This is a genomic window from Acidimicrobiales bacterium (genome assembly GCA_035536915.1).
Classification (GTDB): domain Bacteria; phylum Actinomycetota; class Acidimicrobiia; order Acidimicrobiales; family JAHWLA01; genus JAHWLA01.
The window spans coordinates 1-15,228 of record DATLNE010000047.1; the positions used below are offsets into that span (position 1 = coordinate 1).

The following is a 15,228-nucleotide window of genomic DNA, read 5'->3' on the forward strand; positions in this document are numbered from 1 at the left end:
CGTGGGCCGCGGTGGCGGGCAACACCGTCACCGGCGCCTATGCCGACGGGGTCGAGTTCGACGCCTGGTTCAACCAGCCCAAGGGCATCGCGTCGGACGGCACCGCCCTGTTCGTGACCGACGAAAACCGCCGCCTGCGCAAGCTGGTCCCGGCGGCGCCGCCGGCGCGCACGCTGCCCACAGGCACGACGACGGTCGAGCTCAACCCGGCGGCCACGACCACGGTGGCCGGCAACAGCACTTCGGCCAACACCGACGGCACCGGCACCGGGGCGTCGTTCCACGGCTACATGGGCGGCGTGGCCATCCACGGCGGCAACGCCTACGTGGCCACCACCGGCCACCTGCGCAAGGTCGAGCTGGCCACGGGGGCCACCACCACCGTGGCGGGCTCGACGACCACGGGCTGCTCCGACGGCGCCACGGGCGCCGCCTCGCGCTTCGCGCTGTCCCCCGGCCAGATCGCCACCGACGGCGTGCACATCTACAGCATCTGCTACGAATCGTCGGTCAACACATACCTCCGGCGGACCTCGATCGCCACCGGGGCGACGGCGACGCTGCCGGGCGCCGGCACCGGCCTGGTGCTGGCCTCTGACGGCTTCCTCTACACCACAAGGAACGCCGTGGTGTACCGGGTCAGCCCCCAGACCGGTGCAGTAACCACCTTCGCCACCGCACCGAGCGGCCTCGGCTTGGGGAACCTGGCCGCCGACGATCAGGCCCTCTACATCGTCGCCGGAGCATCATCCAACCATGATCAAGTGCTGCGGGTGTCGCTGGCCGACGGCACGGTTGACACGCTCCTCCCGAGCTCGGCCGGGATCACCAACATCAACGAGATCACGTCGGCGGGCGCCTTCGTCTACGTGACCGCGTCGAACCAGCACCGAGTGGTGCGCATCGCCAAGGCCAACGGCGCGTGGGCGGCGGTGGCAGGCAACACCTCCAACGGCGCCTATGCCGACGGCGTGGAGTTCGACGCCTGGTTCAACCAGCCCAAGGGCATCGCGTCGGACGGGACTGCCTTGTTCGTGATGGACGAGAACCGCCGCCTGCGCAAGCTGGTCCCGGCGGCGGCGCCGACCCGCACGCTGCCCACAGGCACGACGACGGTCGAGCTCAACCCGGCGGCGACGACGACGGTGGCGGGCAACAGCGGGTCGACGAACACCGACGGCACCGGTACTGCCGCGTCGTTCCACGGTTACATGGGCGGCGTCGCCGTCCACAGCGGCAACGCCTACGTGGCCACCACCGGCCACCTGCGCAAGGTCGAGCTGGCCACGGGCGCCACCACCACCGTGGCGGGTTCGCCGACCACCGGGTGCAACGACGGGGCGACGGGCGCCACCTCGCGCTTCGCGCTGTCCCCCGGCCAGATCGCTACCGACGGCGTGCACATCTACAGCATCTGCTACGAATCGGCGGTCAACACATACCTCCGGCGGACCTCGATCGCCACCGGCGCGACGGCGACCCTGCCGGGTGCGGGCACGGGCCTCGTGCTGGCCTCTGACGGCTTCCTCTACACCACAAGGAACGCCGTGGTGTACCGGGTCAGCCCCCAGACCGGTGCGGTGACGACGTTCGCCACCGTGCCGTCGGCCGAGGCGTCGTCGATTTCGAGCCTCGCCGCCGACGACCAGGCCCTCTACCTCGTCGCCGGCGCGTCGTCGAACAACGATCGAGTGTTGCGCATGTCGCTGGCCGACGGCACCGTCAACACGCTCCTCCCGAGCTCGGCCGGGATCACCAACATCAACCACGTCGCGTCAGCCGGCGCCTTCGTCTACGTGACGACGTCCACCCAGCACGGAGTCGTCCGCCTGTCCAAGGCCACCGGCGCCTGGGGCGTGGTGGCGGGCAACACGTGGCAAGGCGCCTACGCCGACGGGGTCGAGTTCGAGGCCTGGTTCAACCAGCCCAAGGGCATCGCGTCGGACGGCAGCGCCCTGTTCGTCATCGACGAGAACCGGCGCCTGCGCAAGCTGACCCCGGCCCCGCCCGTTACCCGCACACTGCCGATTTCGTCACTTGTCGACCTCAACGTCGACACCGGCTACGTGCTCACGTACGCCGGCAACGGGGACTCCACTCATGTCGACGGCAACACAATCGACTCGTCGTTCCACGGCTACATCAACGGCATCACCATGGCGGGCACGTCGTTGTACGTGGCGGAGACGGGGTACCTCCGTCACGTCGACCTGCTTTCCGGGGCGGTGACGACGCTGGCGGGCTCGACAAACTACGGCTGCAACGACGGTTCCGCCTCGAATGCGAGGTTCGGGCTGTCGCCTGGGCAGCTCGCCAACGACGGTGCGTACATCTACAGCACCTGTCAGGCGGACACGTGGACGTCATACATCCGGCGCACCTCGCGCGCCACCGGCGCCACCATAACGTTGTCGGGCGGCGGCGGTGCCGGGCTGGTGCTCGCGCCCGACGGTTACCTCTACAGCAGCGGGCGCACGACAGTGCAGCGCATCGACCCGCACACCGGTGCGACCACGGCCTTCGCCACCTTGCCTACTGAACTGGGGTCGTCGTTCGGCGTGCTGGCCGCGGACATCGACGCCCTTTGGGTCATTGCCTCGGGAGCGACCAACGGAGACCGCGTGCTGCGAATCTCACTCGCCGACGGTTCCATCTCCACGCTGTTGGTGGCGGGGGCCGGCGGGTGGCCGACAATGCAGGGGATCACCTCGGCCGGTGCGTTCCTCTACGCCACCACGGGGAGCGAGCCCCACGGCGTGCTGCGAATCGACAAGGCGACAGGTGGAGTGACGCACATCGCCGGTTCATCGCCGCCGCCCGACATGCCGAGCTACCGCTACAGCGACGGCCATGTGGACGCCGCCAAGTTCTATTCGCCGACCGGCATCCTGTCGGACGGTGCGAACCTCTGGATCGCCGACCAACAGAACCGTCGTCTGCGTGTGCTCACCTCCGACGGCTCCATCGTCGGTGGCGTGAACTACGCAGCCCCCGATGCCTACGCCGGCTCCGACGGCGACGTGAACACCGGGGCAGGCGCATTCACCACCACCCATGACGATCTGAAAGTCGCCGGCGCCGGCCCCGACCTGGACCTGACACGCTCGTACGGCAGCAGGGATACCCGTACCGGGCCGTTCGGTGTCGGGTGGCATCACACGTTCGGCGGTAGTTGGCGAAAGGTCGGCGACACGGCGATCTCCGTCACCTACGGGAACGGACGCACCGAGGTCCACAGCCGCCGAGCGGACGGCACGTACGCCACGGCGAACGGGTACCACTCGACATTGACGGCCGTCGGCCAAGGGTTCGTCCTCGAGACCCGGGACCGGGCCCGGTACCACTACGCGGGCGACGGCAAGCTCACTGCGATCACCGACCCGAACAACAGGCAGTTGACGCTCACCTACAACGGGTCCGGCCGGCTCGTGACAGTCGCCGCAGCCGGCGGGCGAGCGCTGACGTTCGCATGGGAGGGCTCGCACATTGTGTCTGCCTCGACCAATGCCGTCAGCGCCCATGGGGGACCGCTCACGTGGCGGTACTACTACGCCGGTGACAACCTCGTGAAAGCGTGCGATCCGCGGGACAACGCCGCCACCGGTTCGTGCATCGTCTACACGTACACCGGCGGCAAGATCACCAAGGTGGCTCGGCCGAAGGGCAACGTCGAGGCCGAGGCCGGCTATCGAGCCGACGGCCGCATCGACTGGCGACAGGACGGCGTGGGTGACCGGACGCGCTACGAGTATCCGTCGCCGCAGGTCACCCGGGTCGTCGACGCTCGCACCAACGTCACCGTCCAGGAGTTCGACGTCTTCTACCGGCTGGTCAAGGAGACCGACCCAGCAGGCAAGGTCACCACGTACAGCTACGACGGCGGAGGCAACCAGTCGCACGTCGTGAAGCCGAACGGCGCAACGACGGTCATGGGCTACGACAGCGCCGGCAACCCGACGTCGGTCAGCGACGGCCTCGGGAACACGACATACAGCAGCTACGACGCGGCCGGGAACCTGCTCGCCCGTCGTGACGCGCGGTCGACCAGCAGCGGCGACGACCGGTACAAGACCGCCTACACCTACGACAGCGCCGGCAACCGCTTGACGGAAACCGGGCCTCCGACCGCCGACTTCCCGGCGGGCGTCGGCCGCCGGTGGACGTACACCACCGCGGGCGAACCCGCGGTGGGCGGGGGCACGACCCCGGCCGGCCTCCTTCGCACGGAGACCGACGCACGCGGCAAGACGACGTCCTACCGCTACAACTCGGTCGGAGACGTCGTCGAAAAAGTCCAGCCTGAAGGACTTCGGACGACGTGGTCCTACGACGAGCTCGGTCGACGGACGGCCGAGACGGTGTTCAGCGACGCCGTCCCCTCGGGAGCGGCCACGACGTTCGCCTACGACCGGATGGGCAGCCTGGTCGAGCGGCTGGAGCCCTCGACCACGAACCCGGTGATTGGGACAGCGGCGCAGCGTCGCACCCGGGTGGAGTACGACGCCAACGGCAACCAGGTGAAGGTGACGGTCGACGACACCCAGCAACCCGGATCGGAACGGGTCACTACCCATGCCTACGACAACGCCGATCGCGAGCTGTCGGCCACCGATGCTCAGGGCGGCACCGTTTCCCGCACCTACGACCCGGCCGGGAACGTCGCCACCGTCACCGACCAGGAAGGCAGGGTCGTCCAGGCGACGTACGACAACCGCAACCTGCGGACGGCGATGGTCCTCAAGAACTTCGTCGACGACCCGGACGTCCCCACTGCGCCCCGCGACGTCACGCTGGCCACGTTCGCCTACGACGAGAACAAGCGTCGGGTCGACGAGACGGACGCGCTCGGTCGTACGACTCGAACCCAGTTCGACAAGGCCGACCGGGTCCTCTCGCGCACGCTCCTCGACTTCGACGACAGGACGGGAGGCACGAGCAACATCACGCTGGAGACGTACGGCTACGACGGGATTGGAGGCGTTGTCAACGAGACCCGGCCCGGTCGGTCGACGACACACACGTACGACCAGGCAGGGCGCAGGACGCTGACCGTGGTGGACCCGGCTGGTGTGAACCGACGGACCACGTTCAACTACGACGAGGCAGGAAACCTGGTCCGGGCGGTGTTGTCGGAAGGTTCTCGGGTGGAGGAGCGCCGCTTCTCCTACGACAACGAGAACCACCGCACGTCGGAGACGGTAGAGAACGGTACGACAGACCTTACGACGACGACCGCGTTCGACGAGCGCGGTTTCGAGGTGCGCCGGACAAGCCCGCGAGGCAACCTCGCAGGAGCCGACGCAGCGCGGTTCACGACCGAGGTCTCCCGTGACGCCTTCGGGCGGGTGACCCAAACCGTCGCCCCCCTCGCCGAGCTCAGTGAGGACGGGACCTCGACGACGACTGGTCGTCCTACGACGGTGCGCGGCTACGACGCCTTCGGCAACGCTACGCACGACAGGGATGCCCGAAACGCGCTCGTTGTCACGTCGTACGACAAGCTCGATCGGCGAACCACGGTGCAGCACCCGTCGTACACCCGAGCCGACGGCGGCACACTGTCGCCCGCCGAGCACTTCACCTACGACAAGGTGGGCAACCTGCTCACCTCCACCGATCGTCGCGGCAGCACGACGACGTACCGCTTCGACAAGCGCAACCGCTCGTACCTGAAGCTGGACCCGCTACTCCCCGGAGAGGCGGCCCAGGGCACCACGCGCACCGAGTTCGACGCGGTGGGAAACCCCACGAAGGTCACAGACCCTCGCGGTGCCACCGTCGAGCGGACGTTCGACGATCGCAACCAACTGCGCACGGAAACCGAGGTCGTCCGTCAAGCAGGCGGAGCGACGGCCCGGCACACCACCACGTTCGACTACGACGACCGCGGCAACCCGACGTACGTGCGCTCGCCGCTCGGCCACGAGCGCCGGAGTGAGTTCTCGCCGCTCGACGAGCTCGTCAAGGCGATCGACGCGCTGGGTAAGGAGACGCACAGCCGCTACGTCGCCGGGCGAGTTGTCGAGGTGACGGACCCCCTGGGCCATCGGGTCGTTCGTGACTACGACCTTGCCGGTCGGCCGACCAGCGAGAGCCGGTTCGCCGCCGGGTCCTCGACGCCGTTGGTGACGGCAGGGACCTCGTACGACGCGGACGGCAACGTGGCCTCCACGTCCAGCGCCGAAGGTCGCACGACGACGCTGTCGCACGACGGGCTCGGACGTCTGAGCAGCGTGACCGAGACAGGTGCGGCCGGCGTTCCCATGACGACCGCCTACACGTACGACGCCAACGGGAACCCGACGCGCACGACCAACGGCCGCGGCGCGGTGACCACGGCGCACTACAGCGCCTGGAACCAGATCGAGCACTACACCGAGCCCGCCACGTCGGCCCATCCCGATGTCGCCGACCGCCGCTACACCACGCTGTACGACAATGGCGGGCTGCCCGTCGAGCAGCGGCAACCGGGCGGCATCTCGATCGCCCGTTCCTACGACGTGCTCGGCCTGCTGCGCACGGAGACGGGCACGGGCCCCGGCACTCCTTCGGCCGTGCGCACCTTCGGCTACGACCGAGGGGGCCTGCGGACGACGGCGAGCCATCCCAACGGGACGATCACCCTGGCATGGGACGACCGCCGGCTGCTCCAGTCGGTGGGTGGGCCTGCCGGTTCGAGCTCGTATGTCTACGACGCCGACGAACGCTTGGTGCACCGCGACGACCCCGCCGGCGGCCACGACTTCACCTGGACGTCTCGCAGCGAGCTGTCCACGGCGACCGACCCGCTGACGGGGACCACGAGGTCCTACCAGTGGGACGACGCGGGCCGCCTCGCTGCGGTCGCCTACGGGCCCGACGGTGCGCCGCGCCCGCAGCGGACCCTGGCCTGGGACGCCCTCAACCGGCTCACGGCCGACACGCTCGTCGACGTCGGCGGAGCGCAGCAGGCCCGGCATGCCTATACCTACGACGACGACGGCAACGTGCTCACGCAGTCGGTGGACTTCGCCGCCGGCGCCGCCAATGCCGAGGAGGGCACGCACCAGTACCGCTACGACGGTGCGGGCCGCCTGGCCGGATGGACGCGGCCCAACGGCGCCGATGTCGCCTACGGCTACGACGCCGCGGGCAACCGCACCTCGGCGGGAGCCGACACGTTCGCCTACGACGAACGCAACCGGTTGGTGAGCGGGCCCCAGGGCGCCTACACGTGGACGCCGCGTGGCACCCTCGCCTCGGTCACCAGCGGCACGACCACGACGACACACACGTTCGACGCTCTCAACCGGGCCGTCGCCGCAGGGTCGACGGCCTACGAATACGACGCGCTCGACCGCATCGCCAGTCGCGACGGCCTGGCCTTCGGCTATGCAGGCCTCGACCTCGACCCGACCCACGACGGCTCGCAGACCTACAGCCACGCTCCCTCGGGTGATCTGCTGGCGTGGTCGGACGGCTCGGCCGCCCGGCTCGTGGGGGAGAACCGCCACGGCGACCTGGCGTACCTGTTCGGCACGACGGGCACCGTCGAGGCCAGTCGGGTCTTCGAGCCCTACGGCAAGGTCGTCGGCGAGGCCGGGACGCTGGAGCCGTCGCGTGCCTTCCAGTCCGACTGGACCGACCCCGCCAGCGGCGAGGTGTGGATGGGGGCGCGCTGGTACGACCCCGACGACGCCGTGTTCACCGCCCGTGACACCTACGCCGGCGCGGCGCGCACCCCGGTCTCGCTCAATCGCTACACCTACGCCAACGGCGACCCCATGGAGTACTTCGACCCGGACGGCCGCAAGTCGAAGAAGAAGCAGCAGGGCGACATCTCCGACGCCGAGGCCGACTATTGGCTGTCCATGTCGCCCGAACAACGCGACGCCGAGGCACGCCTTGCCAACGTGACACTGCTCAAGGGCGTCGGCCTCCCCAAGCCGCCGCAGTGGGACGGGTGGTCCTCCAACGAGCGCAAGCGGTGGATGGACAGGAACTGGGCCGAGCGTGCCGTCCCCATCCAGGACTGCTCCTACGCCTGCGAGTTCAAGAAGAACACCGTCAAGACGTTCAAGACGGTGGCCAAGGTGGGGCTGTCCGTAGCGGCGGGGGCCGCCTGCACCGCGGTCGCGGGCGTGGCCGCCGGGGCGGTGTGCGCGGGCATGGCCTACCGGGCGGCCGACAACGCCATGAACGGCAGGCCGATTATGCAGGGCGTCTTCAGCGCCAAGGCCATCGTCCGCGACGCCGTGATCGGCATCGGCACGGCAGGGCTCGGCCGCCTGGCGGCACCTGCGTTCGCTCGCCTCGGCGCCCGCCTCGGCATCGGCAAGGGCGGTACGATCGGCCATGCAGGAGGTTCCCGACTCCGTGCCGGTTCGTCCCCGAAGGGCGGGGCAAGTACGACTCACCGGTCAACGCCAGCCCCAAACACGGCACGGGGGCCGGACTTCGTGGCAGGCCCGATCGGGAGCGCGCCTCCGGTCCCGATCAGCCAGAGCCGTATGGCGGCGGGCCTCGACGACGCGGGCTTCCCCCGGCAGCCGACCACCTCGCCCGGGATGGACTACACGCTTCCGGACGGTTCCCACGTGCGCTTGATGGATCCGGCGGGCACGGCAGGAAGGCGTGCGTCGTTCACTAACGCCAACGGGCAGCCGATCAACCCGTTCACTGGCAAGCCGGTCCAACCCCCACCCGGGCTGACTCCGGCCGAGCGGCTCGAGTACGTCCGTGTCCGAACCCACGTGGAGCAGGGTCTGTGAGGAGCTCGATGGCTACACAGATCGCTTCACGGCTGCCGTTGCACATCGACGAGGCCGAGTTCAGCGATCCCACGCTGGTGGTGAGCGGAGAGAACTGGGCACTGGCAGTTACGTGCCCCTGGCGCATCACGAGCAGATCCGTCGTTGAGGTGTCGTGGACATCGAAGGACGCCGTCGACCGAGTTTGGGACCTCATCGGGCAGACGATCGTGGCGATCCGGGACGAGGGCCGCGATCCCATATTCGACCTGTCCGGGGGCGCGCAGCTCGAGATCTTCAGTGACACCGACACCGACCCTTGGGTGTTGCGCTTCGAGGGCCAGACGTTCGTGGGTCCATTGCGAGTGCGAGACGACGAGCAGTCGTGAGTAGCCCTATGTCAAGCGGTGCCCGCCAACAGCCGCTGGGAAGCGCCGTGCCGGGCGGGGTCGTAGGGCACGCCGTCCTGCCAGCAGCGCCAGATCACGTGGAGCCAGGCGCGGGCCAGGACCCGCTCGGCGTGCGGGTGGCGCTTGCCCTCGGCGCGCAGCCGCCGGTAGCGCTCGGCGGCCCACTCGCTGCCCCTCATGCTGTCGCCGGCGAAGTCCATCACCGCATCGCGCAGCTTCTTGTCGCAGGCCCAGCGGAAGGTCACGACGCGGTGTCTCCCCGACTCACGCGTCGAGGGCGTGGCCCCGGCCAGGCAGGCGAGGGACTCGGGCGTGGGGAAGCGGGCGCGGCAGTCGCCGATCTCTGCCAGGAGCGTGGCGGCTCGCACCGTGCCCGAGCGCGGCAGCGACCGGAAGACCGGCCCGTCGGGGTGGGCGTCGAGCAGCTCGGCGATGCGGGCGTCGAGCTCGTCGATCTGGGCGCGCACCGACTCCAGCACGGCGACGAAGGCGACGGTGACCGAGCCCATGGCGTCGCCGCCGTCGCCGAGGAGGCCCCGAGGTGCGCCGTCGAGGCGCGCCCACATCTCGGCGGGGGTGCGACGGCCGCAGTAGCCGTTGGCCCGCAGCCACGACCCGAGCCGGCGCTCCGAGAGCCAGGCGGCGCGCGCCGCGGACGGGAAGCGGCGCAGGAACCGCAGGCTGACCGGGCTGTCACCCTCGCTGTCTCCGCACGCTCGACATGATCGGCCTGCCGTTCATGGCGTTGTCGGCCGCCCGGTAGGCCATGCCCGCACACGCGGCCCCGCCGGCCACGCCTGCGACCATCGTGCAGGCGGCCCCTGCCACGAAGGACGCCCCCACCTTGACCACCGTCTTCAACGTCCTGTTCTTCCCGAGCTCGCAGGCGTAGGATCTCGATGCAGGAGACGACGTGGCGGGCGAGGACGATCTCGACCGCCCGAGTGCGTGGAACAAACTCGCCTGCCCATGGCACGTCGACCCCACCATGCGCGTCGTGCCAGCACGTACTGGACAAGTTCGGGGTGGACTGGTGAGCCTCATCTCACTCGCAGCGGAGCATCCGGTCGTTCGGGCCACGCTCGTGGAGGCGGGATGGAGCGCCGTCCGCCGGCGTGACGCCTCAAGCTGGGATCGAGTGCTTCGCCAGGAAGGGTTCTCGGTCACCGAGCCCGCCATTGAGGTCCTCGAGGAGCTTGGTGGTTTGACCTTGAGCCCGCCCCGGTGGGCCGCTGCGGCCTTCGGGTCGGGTCCCATTGTCATGGACCCGATTATGGCGGCATCCGGAGAGGCGGCCCGGATCAAACAACGTGAGAGAGAACTCGGTCTTGTGCTCTGCCCCGTGGGCGAATGGATCGTTGAGTACGTACTCCTCGTCGCTGATGACAGCAGCGTGTTTGCTGAGACCACGTTCCAAGTTCTTCGTGTCGGCAGGAATTTCGGCGAGGCGTTGCGAGTCATGATCGTGGCCGACCCAGCGCCTGAGCCGATCGCGTAGCGGTGGTGGGGACCATCAGCACGCGGGGCACGGCACGAGGATCCAGCCCGGCGAACCGCAGCGACTTGTGATCGCGGCCGAGTTTCGGCGGAATGGCGGATCGGGAGCAGCAAACACGGCAGAGTGGATCCGTCGAGTCAGCTCGCTCGACGCAGACTCTGTCAATTGCGAATTCGCAACTGAGGCGACCCCCTCGGCAATCGGGATCACCGGACCCGACGAGACGACAACCCTGACGAGAGCGGCATTCCGGAACGAGGAGCAACTCGCTCGCGCGTTGCCGCATGAGCGCTTCCGCGTCGTGAACCAACTGCGGCAGGGATGCCATATCCCTCGTCCGTACGGAATGCGCGGGACTACGAGCGGGCGCGCAAGGGTTCGAAGACCAATGGTGGGCGAGCCATCCCCTCCACAACTAGGAGCGACGATGTCGACGTCACTACACGGATGCGGAGGCCACGAAGAATGGCTGGACGCCCTTCGGCATGCGCTTGATTCGGGCGACGGAGCGAACCAAGAGTGCCCTTGTTGCCGCCAGCGAGGCCTTCAGTTGCGTGTCACCGTCGATTCCGTCGACTCAGAACGGGGGACGATCTATTTCTGGTGTGACCGATGCCTCTGGGGCATGATGCCCAATGCTGGTCCTGTGGGATCCGCCACTCCTGTCGTCGAGGAGCAGTTCGACCCGCCGGACTATCGGATTGCGCAACCCTGAGAGCCCGCCAAGACGAGCAGGAGTCGTTGACCAGAAGCCGGTTCAGGCCCAGGCGACGAAGCCGAGTTCGGCGGGCGACGACAGGTCGGGGTGGGCCGGCACCACCCGCACGGTGAAGCCGTAGCGGCCGGCTTCTTCGCAGGCGAACCGGCCCACGTAGCGGTACTGGCCTGCCACGTCGTCGGGGCCGGCCAGGTCCATGGTCGTGATGGTGGGCTCGGCGATCTCGTCGTTGGGCCCCACCGGCCCGTGCACCAACTGCAGCGCCACGTCGTCGGCCGTCAACGACCCCAACGACACGCAGGCGTCGACCGTGCGCTCGGTGCCGAGGTCGGCCACGGCGGCGTCGCTGTCGACCGAGACCAGGCGCACGTCGCCCCAGCCCGCGCTGACCCGTTCCTTCCACGCCGCCAACGCACGAGCCCGGGCATGGCCGCCGGCCGTCAGCGCGTCGGCCTGGGCGGCGACGGGCTCGTACAGCTGCGTCACGTAGTCGCTCACCATGCGCGACGCCACCACCTGTGGGCCCAAGGTGATCAAGTTGTGCTTCACCTTGCGCACCCAGCGCCGCGGCACCGGCCCCTCGACCCGCTCGTAGAACAGAGGCACCACTTGGCGCTCGAGGATCTCGTAGAGCGAGTCGGCTTCCACGGCGTCGCGCCGTTCGAGGTCGTCGTAGGTCTCGGCCGAGGAGATGGCCCAGCCGTTGTCGCCGTCGAACATCTCGTCCCACCAGCCGTCGAGGATCGAGCAGTTGAGCCCCCCGTTCAGCGCCGCCTTCTCGCCGCTGGTGCCGCACGCCTCCTGCGGCCGGCGCGGGTTGTTCAGCCACACGTCGGAGCCCTGGTAGAGCATGCGGGCCACGGCGATGTCGTAGTCCTCCACGAACACGATGCGATGGCGCACCGCCGGGTCGCGGGAGAACTGCACGATCTGGCGGATGATCTCCTTGCCGATGTCGTCGGCGGGGTGCGCCTTGCCCGCGAAGACCAACTGCACGGGGCGGTCCGACGACAACAGCAGCGCATGCAGCCGCTCGGGCTGCGACAGCAACAGCGTGGCCCGCTTGTAGGAGGCGAAGCGCCGGGCGAACCCGATGGTCAGCGCCCGAGGGTCGAGCACCTCGTCGGCCCAGGCGGCGTCGGTCTCCGACGCGCCCCGCGACAGCAACGACTGCTTGAGCCGTGAGCGCACGAAGGCCACCAGCCGTTCCCGGCCCTGCTCGCGCACCCGCCACAGCTCGTCGTCGCGGCACTTCTCCAACCGCTGCCACGCGCCGGGCTCGGCCTCGCTCCACGACGGCAGCACGTAGCGGGTCAGCAGGTCGTCCATCTCGGGCGAGACCCACGTGTAGGCATGCACGCCGTTGGTCACCGACGTGATGGGCGCTTCCTCAGGGGGCACGCCCGGCCACAGCGGGTTGAACATGGCCCGGCTGACGGCGCCGTGCAGCTTCGACACGCCATTGGCCATGCCGGCCAGCCGCAGCCCCATCACCGCCATGTTGAACGGGGCGTCGGCCGCCTCGCCGGGGAAGTGGCCCAGGGCCATGAGATCGTCGAAGGGCACGCCACACTCGTCGGCCCAGCCCTTGAAGTACCGCTCCATCAGCTCGTGGGGGAAGCGGTCGATGCCCGCGGGCACCGGCGTGTGGGTGGTGAAGATCGTGCCCGCCCGCACGGCCTCGACGGCCTCGCCGAACGACAGCCCCTCGTCGAGGATGAGCCGGCGGATGCGCTCCAAGCCGAGGAACCCGGCGTGGCCCTCGTTGGTGTGGAAGACCTGCGTTTCCTCGCCCACCGCGTCGAGCGCCCGCACCCCGCCCATGCCGAGCAGGATCTCCTGGCGGATGCGGTGCTCGGTGGCGCCGCCGTAGAGGCGGTCGGTGACGAGCCTGCCTTCCTCGCTGTTCTCGTCGATGTCGCTGTCGAGCATGTAGAGCCGCACCCGGCCCACGTCGGCCCGCCACACCTGGGCAGCCAGCGGCACGCCCGCCAGCTCCACCTCGATGCGGGCGCCCTCCACCAGGGTGAGCGCCATGGCGTGCGGGTCGAGGACGGGGTAGCGCTCCTGCTGCCAGCCGTCGGCGTTGAGCTCTTGGCGGAAGTAGCCCTGGCGGTACAGCAGGCCCACGCCCACCAGCGGCACGCCCAGGCTGGACGCCGCCTTGAGGTGGTCGCCCGCCAGCACGCCGAGGCCGCCTGAGTACTGGGGCAGCGCTTCGGCGATGCCGAACTCGGGCGAGAAATAGGCGATGGCCCGCAACGGCCCCGAGCCCCGCGTCGACTGGAACCACTGCGGCTGCGCCAGGTAGCGCTGGAGGTCGCCGTGCACCTCGTCAAGGAACGACATGAACGCGGCGTCGGACGCCAACTGCTCGAGCCGCTCCCGCCCGACCATGCCCAGCAGGCGGACGGGGTCGTGGCCGGTGACCTCCCACGTGGCCGGGTCGACCCAGCGGAACAAGTCGCGGGTGCGCTCGTCCCACGACCAGCGCAGGTTCATGGCCAGCGTGTGGAGGGGGGCGAGGGGCTCGGGGAGCTTTGCTCGGACGGTGAAGCTGCGGAGTGCCTTCATCGGGCGACGACGCTAGTGGTCAGGGTGTGAGCTTCGGGTACGTCACCGTGAGGTCGCCGACGAGTGGGAACGTGGTGGCCGTGCCCGCTGCGCATTCGGCGGGGGGCGGCACCACGGTGAGGGCGCCGAAGACATCGCCCACCTCGCCCGTGGCGTGCCGACGGGCGTTGCCCCGAACCACCCACTCGGTCCCGACCGCCGTGAATGTGAACTCCAGCAGGTGCGCCTCGCCGACGGCGTCGAGCAGGCCGCCTGACCCTCGCCCCGTGGCCAAGCCGCAGTAGCCCCGGTATGCCAGCGAAAGGACGACCGAACACGGCGACGGCAGGCACGTCGCCTGGCTGAACGAGCCCATGCGCAGGGCGCCGCCTTCCACGCTGAACGGGGGGCCGAGCTTGCCGAGAAAGGGCGGCGGGCTGGGGATGATCGGCGGGGGGCAGGAGGCGGCGCCCGTGCACGGCGCCTGCACCGGCCCGTTCAAGGTGAGCGTGCCCGTCACCACCACCGTTGTGGCGCCCACGGCCTGCGCAGGCGGCGCCCACGCCAGTGCCGCCGCACATGCCGTCGCTGCCCAGCGAAGTCGCATCGCCCGCACCCCCCGTTTGCCTACAAGGGTACGCGGCCGGCGCGCCTTCCGCCTCCCGTGCACCGCTCGCCGGAACGCGCCATGCTCGCCCCGCCATGGACGACCCCGCCGCCCACATCGCCGCTGCCGACCCGGCGATGGCCGCCCTCGTCGACGAGGTCGGCCCGTGCACGATGACGTTGCGCCGGCAGGCGGGCGGCTACTTCGCTGCCTTGGCCCGGGCGATCCTCTACCAACAGCTCGCAGGCAAGACAGCAGCAGCCATCCACGGCCGCTTCCTTGCCCTGTTCCCGGGAAAGCGCCCCACCCCCGAGGGCGTGCTCGCCTTGGCCGACGAAGCGCTGCGGGGGGCGGGCCTGTCGAACGCCAAGATGCTGTCGATCCAAGACCTGGCCGCCAAGGTGCTCGACGGCACCGTCCGCCTCGACGGCATCAGCCGCCGGTCCGACGACGAGGTCGTGGCCCAGTTGTCGCAGGTGCGGGGCATCGGGCGGTGGACGGCCGAGATGTTCCTCATGTTCCAACTGGGCCGCCCCGACGTGTGGCCCACCGGCGACTACGGCGTGCGCAAGGGCTGGGCAATCGTGCACGGCAGGACCGACGCCCTGCCCACGCCCGTCGAGTTGGAGGCGGCCGGCGAGGCCTACCGCCCCTACCGTTCGGTGGCCGCGTGGTACTGCTGGCGGGCGGTCGACGTTTCACCTCCGGCGTAG

General features: G+C 69.6%; 8 protein-coding genes. 4 read left to right on the forward strand and 4 right to left on the reverse strand.

The annotated features are described in order from the left end of the window. The first annotated feature begins 11 nt into the window (after positions 1–11). Positions 12–8,750, forward strand: coding sequence for an RHS repeat-associated core domain-containing protein (locus tag VM938_14310; GenBank protein HVF76207.1), 8,739 nt, complete (start codon positions 12–14; stop codon positions 8,748–8,750). A gap of 8 nt (positions 8,751–8,758) precedes the next feature. After that, positions 8,759–9,118, forward strand: a complete 360-nt coding sequence (locus VM938_14315; protein HVF76208.1) for a hypothetical protein — start codon at positions 8,759–8,761, stop codon at positions 9,116–9,118. Positions 9,119–9,129: 11 nt separating this feature from the next. Here the strand turns inward: VM938_14315 and VM938_14320 are convergent, their stop codons facing one another. Both VM938_14320 and VM938_14325 read right to left on the reverse strand, forming a co-directional pair. Continuing rightward, positions 9,130–9,705, reverse strand: coding sequence for an IS110 family transposase (locus VM938_14320; protein ID HVF76209.1), 576 nt, complete (start codon positions 9,703–9,705; stop codon positions 9,130–9,132). Positions 9,706–9,832: 127 nt separating this feature from the next. After that, positions 9,833–10,000: a hypothetical protein gene (locus tag VM938_14325; protein HVF76210.1), complete on the reverse strand. Its 168-nt coding sequence runs from the start codon at positions 9,998–10,000 to the stop codon at positions 9,833–9,835. A 172-nt stretch (positions 10,001–10,172) separates the two neighbouring features. On the opposite strand from VM938_14325, the gene VM938_14330 reads away from it, so the two are divergent. After that, positions 10,173–10,637, forward strand: coding sequence for an SUKH-3 domain-containing protein (locus VM938_14330; protein ID HVF76211.1), 465 nt, complete (start codon positions 10,173–10,175; stop codon positions 10,635–10,637). A gap of 757 nt (positions 10,638–11,394) precedes the next feature. Here VM938_14330 and glgP read toward each other — a convergent pair. Together glgP and VM938_14340 are read right to left on the reverse strand one after the other, a co-directional pair. Then, positions 11,395–13,929 carry an alpha-glucan family phosphorylase gene (gene glgP, locus VM938_14335; protein HVF76212.1) on the reverse strand — a complete coding sequence of 845 codons (2,535 nt, stop codon included), beginning with the start codon at positions 13,927–13,929 and terminating at the stop codon, positions 11,395–11,397. A gap of 19 nt (positions 13,930–13,948) precedes the next feature. Then, positions 13,949–14,515 (reverse strand): hypothetical protein, encoded by a 567-nt coding sequence (locus VM938_14340; protein ID HVF76213.1) that lies wholly within the window; start codon positions 14,513–14,515, stop codon positions 13,949–13,951. Between the two features lie 95 nt (positions 14,516–14,610). Here VM938_14340 and VM938_14345 point away from each other — a divergent pair, with 95 nt between their 5' ends. Further along, positions 14,611–15,228, forward strand: coding sequence for a hypothetical protein (locus VM938_14345; GenBank protein ID HVF76214.1), 618 nt, complete (start codon positions 14,611–14,613; stop codon positions 15,226–15,228).